Annotated in this window: 7 protein-coding genes and 1 riboswitch; of the genes, 4 read left to right on the top strand and 3 right to left on the bottom strand. The window is 44.1% G+C overall.

What is annotated here, in order from left to right:
* Nucleotides 1-96: 96 nt before the first annotated feature.
* The 3 genes from pflA to A5295_RS03805 all read right to left on the bottom strand — a co-directional run bounded on the left by pflA (nucleotide 97) and on the right by A5295_RS03805 (nucleotide 5,294).
* Nucleotides 97-978, bottom strand: coding sequence for a pyruvate formate-lyase-activating protein (gene pflA / locus A5295_RS03795; RefSeq protein WP_064621742.1), 882 nt, complete (start codon nucleotides 976-978; stop codon nucleotides 97-99).
* Nucleotides 979-1,088: 110 nt separating this feature from the next.
* A complete protein-coding gene (pflB, locus tag A5295_RS03800) occupies nucleotides 1,089-3,464 on the bottom strand; it encodes a formate C-acetyltransferase (RefSeq protein WP_004108690.1) in 2,376 nt (791 codons plus the stop codon).
* Between the two features lie 117 nt (nucleotides 3,465-3,581).
* Complete coding sequence (locus tag A5295_RS03805) at nucleotides 3,582-5,294, bottom strand: NAD+ synthase (RefSeq protein ID WP_064621743.1); 1,713 nt, start codon at nucleotides 5,292-5,294, stop codon at nucleotides 3,582-3,584.
* A gap of 221 nt (nucleotides 5,295-5,515) precedes the next feature.
* Here A5295_RS03805 and A5295_RS03810 point away from each other — a divergent pair, with 221 nt between their 5' ends.
* From A5295_RS03810 to thiC, 4 genes are all read left to right on the top strand, one after another.
* Entirely contained in the window at nucleotides 5,516-6,349 is an 834-nt protein-coding gene (locus A5295_RS03810) for a MetQ/NlpA family ABC transporter substrate-binding protein (RefSeq protein WP_064621744.1), read from the top strand.
* A 192-nt stretch (nucleotides 6,350-6,541) separates the two neighbouring features.
* Nucleotides 6,542-7,390, top strand: coding sequence for a methionine ABC transporter ATP-binding protein (locus tag A5295_RS03815; protein ID WP_064621745.1), 849 nt, complete (start codon nucleotides 6,542-6,544; stop codon nucleotides 7,388-7,390).
* Between the two features lie 2 nt (nucleotides 7,391-7,392).
* Nucleotides 7,393-8,073, top strand: a complete 681-nt coding sequence (locus A5295_RS03820; RefSeq protein WP_004108684.1) for a methionine ABC transporter permease — start codon at nucleotides 7,393-7,395, stop codon at nucleotides 8,071-8,073.
* 64 nt (nucleotides 8,074-8,137) lie between these two features.
* Nucleotides 8,138-8,243, top strand: a riboswitch (TPP riboswitch).
* Nucleotides 8,241-10,898, top strand: coding sequence for a phosphomethylpyrimidine synthase ThiC (gene thiC / locus A5295_RS03825; RefSeq protein WP_082915480.1), 2,658 nt, complete (start codon nucleotides 8,241-8,243; stop codon nucleotides 10,896-10,898). Its footprint overlaps the riboswitch before it by 3 nt.
* The last annotated feature ends 298 nt before the right edge of the window (nucleotides 10,899-11,196 follow it).

Consider the following 11,196-nt stretch of genomic DNA (forward strand, 5'->3'; position numbering starts at 1 on the left):
ATACAAAAATCCTTCAAAAAAAACAATACAATACGCAAAGATTGCCTAAATTACAGTTACATTTTTGACGCAATTTAAATGCAATCTAAACGCAGTCTAGTACACAACAAAACCGTGATCTTTGAACTGGTTTACAACTCGTTCTTTAAGTGCTCTAGAAGGCCCTTTTTGATTCTCAAGAGGATATGGAATCCTAAGCTCATGCCACTTTGGACGTCCTAGTTGATGGAATCCAAGCACGTCAATATGCTCAACAGCATCACCAAACGAATCGCAAATCTCGGCAACTTTTTCAACGTTTTCTTCACTGGAAGTCAAATCTGGAACAAGCACAAAACGCACCCAAATCTTCTTACCAGCTTTCGCCAAGCGCTGACCAAAGTCAATAGTTGGCTGAAGCAAGCCGCCGGTTACTTTTTTATACGTTTCTTCAGTTCCTGATTTAACGTCAAGCAAGCAAAGATCAATGTCGTCAATCATTTCATCTGTATAATTGCGATTCAAAAAGCCCGAAGTATCTAAGCAAGTATGAACGCCCATCTCTTTTGCAGCGCGAAATACTCTAGATACAAAAGCTGGCTGCATCATGGACTCGCCGCCAGAAAATGTGATTCCTCCACCTGTTGCTTTAAAAAGACTTTGATAACGGTCAACTTTTTTAATCATTGCATCTAAGTAGACTGGCTTGCCGTCACGCATTTTCCAAGTATCAGGATTTTGGCAATACTGGCAACGAAGTGGGCAACCGCTCATAAACACCGTCATACGAGTTCCAGGACCATCAACAGAAGTATTGATATCCCACGAATGCACAAATCCAATATCGCCAGTTTTAAGAGCAACTAAGCGATCTTTACGATCCAGCCCAATTGGCGACTCAAATCCAGAAAGTCCACCCATTAAAGTTTGGCGAGCATACTCTTTTGACTCCTTCAACATATGCTGAGTTGTGGTACGAAACGCTGTGTTTTCAGCCATCTAACTGCCCTCCAAACTATTTATAAATAAATAATAAATAATATACGCAATTAACAAAAGCCGGGAGCGAAACTAGCCTCGCTCCCGGCGGTGTTTACTAATCAACCAAATCAGTCAGTAACTGAACCCTGGTGGAATGTACGAGAAATAACGTCGAGCTGCTGCTCCTTAGTGAGCTTTACAAAGTTCACTGCGTAGCCGGAAACTCGAACCGTCAAATGCGGATACTTTTCTGGGTGCTCAACAGCATCTTCAAGCTGTTCCTTACGCAACACGTTGATGTTTGCGTGGTACAAGCCGTGACCGTTGCCAGCATCCAAAATGCCAACCAAGTTGCTGATGCGCTCGTCTTCGTCACGACCCAAACCGTCAGGAGTAATGGTGTTCGTAAGCGAAATGCCGTCAAGAGCATCATCGTAATCAATCTTTCCAACGGAGAACATCGAAGGAAGCATACCGTGCGAATCCATGCCGTTTTCTGGGTTTGCGCCTGGAGCGTACGGAGTACCCTTCTTGTGACCGGATGGGAAGGAACCAGTGTTCTTGCCATACTCAACGTTAGAAGTAATAGTCAAGATGGACTGAGTTGGAACAGCATTACGGTACACAGGCAAACGCTTTACCTGACCCATAACAGTGCTTACAACCCACTTTGCTAAGTCGTCTGCACGATCGTCGTCGTTACCGTAAACTGGGAATTCGCCAACAGTCTTGTAGCCAACGATTAAGTCGTCGTCGCCGCCCTCGATATACTCGTACTCGTGGCCTTCAGTGGTCTTAGCATCCTTGTTGTAAATTGGGTAAACCTTTGCATACTTCAAAGCAGCCAAGGAATCTGCAGCAATAGACAAGCCGGACATTCCGCAACCAAGCGTACGGTAGACTTCCCTATCATGCAAAGCCATTTCAATGGACTCGTAAGCGTACTTATCGTGCATGTAGTGGATGATATTCAAAGCCTCAATATAAGTCTCGGAAAGCCATTCCAAAGCCTTCTCGTAATTAGCCTTAACTTTCTCGTAGTCGAGAGTGCCGTCAGCTTCTGGCTTGATTGGGTCAATAACACCCTTATCGATAACTTGCATGCCGGTCATTTCATCGCGGCCGCCGTTAATAGCGTAAAGCAAAGCTTTTGCAGAGTTCACGCGAGCTGCGAAGAACTGCATTTGCTTACCGACGCGCATTGGAGAAACGCAGCAAGCAATAGCAGCGTCGTCACCCCAGTGCTCACGAATGTCTTTATCGGACTCGTACTGGATTGCAGAAGTGTCGATAGAAATTCGTGCGCAGAAACGCTTATAAGCTTCTGGAAGCTTTGGATCCCAGAAAATAGTGATATTTGGCTCAGGACCAGGTCCCAAATGCTCAAGAGTCAAAGTGTTGAGCAAACGGAACGAAGTCTTGGTTACGAAAGTGCGGCCATCCTCGCTGAAGCCTGCATCGGACCAAGTTGCCCAGTAAGGATCACCAGAGAAGATTGCGTCGTAATCCTTAGTACGCAAGAAGCGCACAATACGAAGCTTCATAACAAGAGCGTCAATAATTTCCTGAGCGTCGGTTTCGTTAATTAAACCTGCCTTCAAATCGCGCTCAAAGTAGCAATCGAAGAATGCGGAAACGCGACCGAAGCTCATTGCAGCGCCATCCTGGCTCTTAACAGAAGCAAGATAGCCCATGTAAGTCCACTGAACAGCTTCCTTAGCGGTCTTAGCTGGACGAGTCAAATCCAAACCGTACTCGTTACCCAAGTTAATAAGCTGCTTCAAAGCCTTAATCTGCTCGTCATGCTCTTCGCGGAAGCGAATCCAATGCTCAATTTCAGTCTCGGTAAAATCGTTACGGTATGGAATCGAATCCTTGTCGCGCTTCTTAAACTCAATAAGCATGTTCACGCCGTAAAGAGCAACACGACGATAATCGCCAATAATACGACCGCGGCCGTAAGCATCTGGCAAACCGGTCAAAATCTTGTTGTGGCGAGCAATCTTAATATTCTTGGTGTAAACGCCAAACACGCCATCGTTATGAGTCTTACGGTAGACGGTGAAAATCTTCTTGATTTGAGGATCTACTTCCTTGCCAGCTTCTTTAATAGCTTGCTCAACCATGCGCCAACCGCCGTTTGGCATCATAGCGCGCTTGCAAGGCTCATCAGTTTGCAAACCGACGATTACGTTATCTACTTCTGGGCTTTCAATGTAGCCTGCTGGCATTGCGTCAATACCTGCTGGGATATGAGTTTCAACATCATAAACACGACGCTCACGTTCAACAGCTAAGTAGTTGTCGTCGAGATACTTCCACATGTGCTTCGTTTTTTCAGTGGCATTTGCCAAGAAACTTTCGTCACCTTCATATGGCGTATAGTTCTTTATTATAAAGTCGCGTACGTCAATGTCTTTCTTCCAATTGCCGTCAGTAAAACCATTCCACGCTTCGGTACGAAGATCCTCTTCACTGAGAACTGGCGCATCAACTGATGTCATGTTTAGACTCCTTTTGTACCCGCAACGCATCTTCACGCTGCCTTAATAACAATGTTAGAGCATAAGTAAACGCATACACGAGTAGTTTTGCAAAAAATCTAGTGAAATATATCACATTTATTCACGAAAAGCTGTGGTAACAGGCATTCTGCGATCCCTGCCAAAAGCAATAGCACTTACTTTTGGTCCAAGCGGATACTGCCTGCGCTTCCATTCTGCGCGATCAACTAAACGCATAACCGTGTCAACAGTATGCTCGTCAAAACCATCTTCAAGCAAATCTGCTCTACCATGAGCAAGCTCAATATGAGCCTCTAAAACACGATCAAGCAAATCGTACTCAGGTAAAGAATCAGAATCCTTTTGCCCTGGACGCAACTCTGCACTCGGAGGCTTAATAATAGAATTAACCGGAATAAGCACACCATCTTGCGGAGCTTTCGCTTTCGTAACTTCTGTTTGCTCAGAATCCTCATATCCAACAATTGGTAGCATACCAATGCCTACTCCAGCATTCGCAGCGCGATTCCTCCAACGAGAAAGTGCCCAAACGCGCGTCTTAAACAAATCCTTAATAGGAGCATACCCTCCTACCGCATCGCCATAGATAGTAGAATACCCGCAAGCAAGCTCCGATTTATTACCAGTTGCGAGCGCCAAAACACCGCGCGAATTCGAGTAAGCCATTACGATTACGCCACGAACGCGAGCTTGCAAGTTTTCTGCAGCAACACCTTCTAATAAAAGTTGCGATTGGAAAGCTTTAAAAAGCGGTTCAATTGGTTGCACATCATAGTGAGCGCCAATTCGCTCTGCTAAATCGCGCGCATCGTCTTTAGAACCGTCCGAAGAGTACATGCTTGGCATAGAAATGCCATACACATTTGCTCCACCGCAAGCATCGGCAGCCATAGTAGCTACTAAAGCAGAATCAATTCCTCCAGAAAGTCCTAAGCACACACCCTTAAAACCATTCTTACGCATGTAATCTCTAAGACCTACAACACACGCACAATACACTTCTTCGTCTGCGTCAAGTTTTGGAGCAATGCTTGAAACTTTCTGCTTTTTCAGCGAGTTATCAAAATCAACAAACGACAAATCTTCATCAAACATTGCCGAGCGTTCAAGTAAAGTTCCGTCAGCATCAACAACAAAACTTCCACCGTCAAAAACCAAATCATCTTGGCCGCCGACTTGGTTCACATATACGACTGGCGCATTGACTTCAACAGCGCGCTTTTGAGCCAAACTCAAGCGCACATGAGTTTTACCTTCCTCATATGGAGAACCGTTCATAGTTATTAGCGCATCGATACCAAGTTTTGCCAAACGCGCAACAGGACCGCCGTCTTGCCAAATATCTTCGCAAATAGCAAAACCTAGACGCATTCCATCTACTTCCAGCAGCTCACACTTATTGCCAGAAGAGAAAATACGAAACTCGTCAAAAACACCATAATTTGGCAAGAAATGCTTGTCGTATTGCAACACAGATTTACCTTCATGCAATACGAGAAGCCTGTTTCGAGGCTTTCCAGCAGACTCGTCAAAGCCAACAGTTCCAACTACTACGTAAAGCTCCCCCAAGCCTTCTTCCGCAAGTTTTGTTGCAAGCAAGTCTGCAGCTTTTTGTGCAGTTGTGCGGAACGTGGCACGCAAGGCGAGGTCTTCAATAGGATACCCAGTCAAAGTCATCTCAGGAAACACAACCATGCGAGCACCCGACTGCTTTGCGCGCGCAGCATACTTCAAAACTTTTTCAACGTTGCTATCAATGTTCCCAACGCAGGTATCTATCTGCGCTAACGCCAATCGCAAAAAACTCATACATTACAGTCTAGTAGATAGCTTCATTGCAAGTAAGCGACGTGTTGAAAAACTTATTTTTTCTCTTTCCACACTGCAAGTATGCGAATTATTAACACGTCATAAATAATACTAATAAGCAAAGTGTGGAATTATTGATTTTTCTCGCCTATATTGATAATTCGTTACTCGCGAAGGGGATTTAACTTTAAACGAATTTCACCGAACAAGGAGCAGGAAATATGCGAAAAATTAAAGTTATTGCATCAATTACAGCACTGGCAGCATTAGCGACTTTCACTTTAAGTGGCTGCGGTAGCTCAAAAGCAGGCGCAAAGGATGACAAGACCATTACTGTTGCAGCTTCACCTACCCCGCATTCTGAAATCTTAAATAAAGTTGTAAAGCCAATCTTGCAAAAAGAAGGCTACAAGCTAGTAGTAAAGGAATTTACTGACTACGTGCAGCCAAATACAGCTACTGAAGAAGGCGAAGTTGACGCAAACTACTATCAGCATTTGCCTTATCTTGACAACTTTAATAAGGAAAAGGGAACTCACCTTGTTTCAGTAGGTGGAATTCATTTTGAACCATTTGGATTGTATCCAGGAAAAACCAAGACGATTAAAGCATTAGCAAACGGAGCAACTGTTGCAGTTCCAAATGATCCTACTAATGAGGCTCGCGCATTGCTTCTTTTGCAAGATGCCGGATTGATTAAGTTGAAGAATCCAAAGGATATTAACGCTACTACAAAAGATATTACTGAGAATCCTAAGAATTTGAAGTTTAAAGAACTTGAAGCGGCAACAGTTCCTACTGCCATTAAGGATGTGGATTTTGCTGCCATGAACGGCAATTACGCTATTCAAGCTGGTTTTAACCCAACTAAAGACCCACTTACTTCAGAAAAAGTTGGAGGCATTGCGGCTAAAACTTATGAAAATATTATTGTAGTAAAGAAGGGCTCTGAAAAGTTTGCAAAAATCAAAGCCTTACTCAAAGCTTTGAAGACAAGCGAAGTGCGTGACTATATTACTAAAACTTACAAAGGCGCTGTGCTCCCTGTTTTCTAAAAAATACTCACAATGTAGCCACCTAATGCCGCATGTGTATGCTTCGTGTATGCTTTGCGGCATTATTTTATAAGCGTGTAATATACGTAATGTGCGTGCTAGTTAATAATCTAGTTAATGACGCTAGTTAGTAACTCTAGTTAGTAACGAAGTATATTTCACACAGAAAGCAATAATCTGTTAAGGAAAAGCATGATTCAGATCGAACATCTTCACAAAAGCTACGGCAAAGGTAGCAAAGCGAACGAAGCATTACACGACATTAATCTGACTATTGAATCGGGAGAAGTATTCGGAATCCTTGGTTCTTCTGGTGCAGGAAAGTCTTCGCTAGTTCGTTGCATGAATCTGCTTGAGCGACCAACTTCCGGCAGAATTATTATTGACGGAAATGATATTAGCGAAGTAAAAGATAAAGAACTTGCAAAAGTACGCACTAATATTGGCATGATTTTCCAGAATTTTAGCCTTTTCCAGCAGCGTACAGTATTGCGAAACGTCACTTTCCCATTAGAGCTGAATCACACTGCAAAAAAGGAACGAGAAGAACGCGCAAACTACTTACTTGACTTAGTTGGTTTACAAGATTTTGCAAACCGCTACCCTAGCCAGCTTTCAGGCGGACAGCAGCAGCGCGTAGCAATTGCACGAGCATTGGCGAATAATCCGTCGATTATGCTTTGCGACGAAGCAACAAGCGCACTTGACTCCACAACTACTGCGCAAATCCTTGATTTATTGAGCCGAATTAACCGCGAACTCAACGTAACGCTTGTTATTATTACGCATTCGCTGGCTGTAGCACGAAATATTTGCGACCGAGTTGCAATGATTGATGGCGGACGCATTGTGGAATTAGGTGACACTGATACGCTTTTTGCAAATCCACAAAGCGATATTTTGCGAACTCTTATTGCAGATGAAAAACAGGAAAATCATCGCGCTAAAATTACAAGCACGATTGCAAGCGAGCTTAACAATAAGCCAGAAAACGCACAAACAGACGAACAAACAAACGCGCTTACCAACGAGGTGAAATAACAATGTTAGAAGCTGCTACACAATTTTTTAACGACTACGGCAACTTACTTATTGAAGGCGTGCAAGACACACTCGTAATGACATCAGTTGCAACACTTTTTGCATACCTTATTGGACTTCCAGTTGGCGTACTTCTCATTACATCAAACAAAAAAGGCATTTGCCCCAACGCGCCAATTAACGCAGTTCTAGGCTGGATTGTTAACATCGTGCGTTCTGTGCCGTTTATTATTTTATTAGTTGCAATAATTCCTTTCACTCGTCTCATAGTTGGCACTTCTTTGGGAGTTCCTGGAGCTATTGTGCCTCTGGTGATTACGGCTGCACCATTCGTTGCTAGAGTAGTTGAACAATCTTTAGCCGAAGTTGACGGAAGCTTAATTGAAGCAGCACAAAGCTTTGGAGCAAGCAAATTGCAAATTGTTTGCAAAGTGTTGCTGTGGGAAGCTTTACCTTCGCTAATTCGCGGAGCTGCGCTTACATTTATTACGCTTTTTGGATTCTCCGCAATGGCTGGAACAGTTGGCGCAGGCGGACTCGGAGATATTGCAATACGATACGGATACCAGCGTTATCAATACGATGTGATGACAGTTGCTGTTATCCTTTGTATTATTCTCGTGCAGATTGTGCAAAGCTTGGGAGATTTTATTTCACGCGCAATCAATCATCACGAACGCTAAAGAAATTCGCAACATACCCACCACCAATTAAATGCACATAATCGTGTAAACTTGCTGGTAATTCGACATTTTGCAGGGGTGCTTTCGAAAGAAGGCTGAGATGGTATTAGTTTGCCTAACCCTTCGAACCTGTTAGTTAATACAACGTAGGGAGCAACGATTTTAGTATGACATCGAATTATCCGTACGCATCAATGCGTAATCAATTTAATCTAAGCGCCTGCTTTATTGCAGACCCACAAGCTTGTAATAATCGTCCGCTTACCGATATTGTCGATGATGCTTTGCGCGCTGGAGCGACTTTTATTCGTCTTCATTGCAACAATGAAAACGCTAAAGAAATCACTACTATTGCACGCGATATTGCACAAATCATCGAAGACAATAACAAATGCGATTCTGTAACTTTTGTTATCGACGAGCGTGTTGATGTCGTTTGGCAAGCTCGCAATCAAAGCATCAAAGTTGACGGAGTGCATTTAGCACAAAGCGATATGGAGCCTAGAGAGGCTCGCGCTCTTCTTGGCGAAGATGCTGTAATCGGCTTATCTGTTGAAACCGAAAGCTTAGTTAAAGTAATAAACGAACTTCCAGATGGATGCATTGATTACATTTGCGTAACAGCAATGCGCAATCCTGAAGAAGGATGCGAAAGCACTACTGCCGCTTACGAATTGGAAGCAAATCACACAACGCTGGACGAAGCGAAAATTAATACGATTTGTTCCGCAAGTGATTTTCCAGTTCTAGTTGGCGGAAGAACTGCACTCGACGATATCGATACAATCGCTCACACCAAGGCTGCAGGATGGTTCGTTTCTGAAGCATTGTATTCTTCAGAAACACCAGAATCAACTATGCGTGAATTTGTTGAACATTGGAAAGCTGTGCGAGGTGAAGAAAAGCACGGCTACGCTAAGCGAGTGATAGTTGCAGAAAATTCTGAATCAAAATCTTCAGAAACTCAAGAAAAGAAGCCAACTTTTATTAATGCAAAAGAAGCAAAGGATGCTGCGAAATTAGCTAAACAACAGCGAGTTGACATTGCAGCTCGCGGATGCACTCAGCGCGATAAAGCTCATATTCGCAAAACAACTCCAGTTCATTTTGAGTATGAATATGGTTCTTATGATTTGGAAGTTCCTTATACGGAAATTAAGCTTTCGGATACTCCTGGCGTAGGTCCTAACCCGCCTTTTAAGGATTACAATACTGAAGGTCCAAAGTGCGATCCTAAGGAAGGTTTGGCTCCGCTTCGACTTGACTGGATTCGCGACCGCGGTGACGTTGTGGAATACGAAGGACGCAGGCGCAATCTTCAAGACGACGGCAAGCGCGCAATTAAGCGAGGCAAAGCTTCTAAAGAATGGCGTGGTCGCACGCATAAGCCAATGAAGGGCGCGGACCATCCGATTACACAAATGTGGTACGCTCGACACGGAATTACTACTCCGGAAATGCAATATGTTGCAACGCGCGAAAATTGCGATGTAGAGCTGGTTCGCGAAGAAGTTGCAGCCGGACGCGCTGTAATTCCTTGCAATATTAACCATCCTGAAGCTGAACCTATGATTATTGGCTCGCGCTTCTTGACTAAGCTCAACGCAAACATGGGTAATTCTGCTGTCACGTCATCTATCGACGAAGAAGTAGAAAAGCTTACGTGGGCCACGAAGTGGGGTGCGGATACCGTTATGGATCTTTCCACCGGTAACGATATTCACACAACGCGCGAATGGATTTTGCGCAACTCCCCTGTGCCAATTGGAACAGTGCCAATGTATCAGGCTTTGGAAAAGGTTGAGGATGATGCTTCTAAGCTCAGCTGGGAGCTTTTCCGCGACACTGTTATTGAGCAGTGCGAGCAGGGCGTTGACTACATGACTATTCACGCTGGCGTGCTTCTTCGCTACGTGCCGCTTACTGCAAACCGCGTAACCGGTATTGTTTCTCGTGGTGGCTCAATTATGGCTGAATGGTGCTTGCAACATCATCAAGAGAGCTTCTTGTATACGCACTTTGAAGAATTATGCGAGATTTTCGCAAAGTACGATGTTGCATTCTCTTTGGGTGATGGTTTGCGTCCAGGTAGCTTGGCTGATGCTAACGATGCGGCTCAGCTTTCCGAGCTTATGACGCTTGGCGAGCTTACGAAGATCGCTTGGAAGCATGACGTACAGGTGATGATTGAAGGTCCTGGTCACGTGCCATTCGACACTGTGCGTATGAATATTGAGATGGAGAAGGCAATTTGCCAGAATGCTCCATTCTATACGCTTGGTCCTTTGACTACGGATACCGCACCTGGCTATGACCACATTACTTCCGCAATTGGTGGCGTGGAGATTGCGCGATACGGCACCGCAATGCTTTGCTATGTGACTCCTAAGGAACATTTGGGGTTGCCTAACAAGGATGACGTGAAGCAAGGCGTGATTGCGTATAAGATCGCTTGCCACGCAGCTGATCTTGCTAAGCACCATCCACATGCTATGGATCGCGACAACGCAATCAGTAAGGCTCGCTTTGAGTTCCGCTGGTTGGATCAGTTCAACTTAAGCTACGATCCAGATACCGCAATCGCCTTCCACGACGAAACGCTTCCTGCAGAACCGGCAAAAATGGCGCACTTCTGCTCGATGTGCGGACCAAAGTTCTGCTCGATGGCTATTTCGCAAAATATTCGTAAGCGTTTTGGCGGAGCAGCTCAGCAGGAGCAGCTCGTTGAAGAAGCACGCAGTCAGGCAATTGCCGATGGTATGAAAGAGATGAGCAAAAAGTTCCAAGAATCCGGCTCATCGTTGTATCAAAGCGTGAAAGCATAAAATGATGAGGTACGGAAGTGCGGAAAGCAAAAACTGAATTGCAAGTGCTTCAATAACAATACTTACAACGGATAATAATAGAAGAAGGTTGATATAAACCAAAGCGAGTTTTATAGTGAGCTATTACGCTTGCTATAAGACTCGCTTTCTTTATATTCGCATTTAAATTCTAATTAATACGACTTTTTCGTTGCATGCGTTGTAAAGTTTCTGCCGCCTTACAGCAAAAATCCGACATTTTCTGTACACAAGCGTATAGAAAATGTCGGATTAGCAATTAAGAACTTTAGTATTAAAG

It is taken from the genome of Gardnerella sp. 26-12 (genome assembly GCF_001660745.1).
GTDB classification, from domain to species: domain Bacteria; phylum Actinomycetota; class Actinomycetes; order Actinomycetales; family Bifidobacteriaceae; genus Bifidobacterium; species Bifidobacterium swidsinskii.

Bases quoted from the DNA above. Each gene is read 5' to 3' on its own strand.
- pflA (WP_064621742.1), bottom strand. From the start codon at position 978: ATGGCTGAAAACACAGCGTTTCGTACCACAACTCAGCATATGTTGAAG.
- pflB (WP_004108690.1), bottom strand. From the start codon at position 3,464: ATGACATCAGTTGATGCGCCAGTTCTCAGTGAAGAGGATCTTCGTACC.
- A5295_RS03805 (WP_064621743.1), bottom strand. From the start codon at position 5,294: ATGAGTTTTTTGCGATTGGCGTTAGCGCAGATAGATACCTGCGTTGGG.
- A5295_RS03810 (WP_064621744.1), top strand. From the start codon at position 5,516: ATGCGAAAAATTAAAGTTATTGCATCAATTACAGCACTGGCAGCATTA.
- A5295_RS03815 (WP_064621745.1), top strand. From the start codon at position 6,542: ATGATTCAGATCGAACATCTTCACAAAAGCTACGGCAAAGGTAGCAAA.
- A5295_RS03820 (WP_004108684.1), top strand. From the start codon at position 7,393: ATGTTAGAAGCTGCTACACAATTTTTTAACGACTACGGCAACTTACTT.
- thiC (WP_082915480.1), top strand. From the start codon at position 8,241: ATGACATCGAATTATCCGTACGCATCAATGCGTAATCAATTTAATCTA.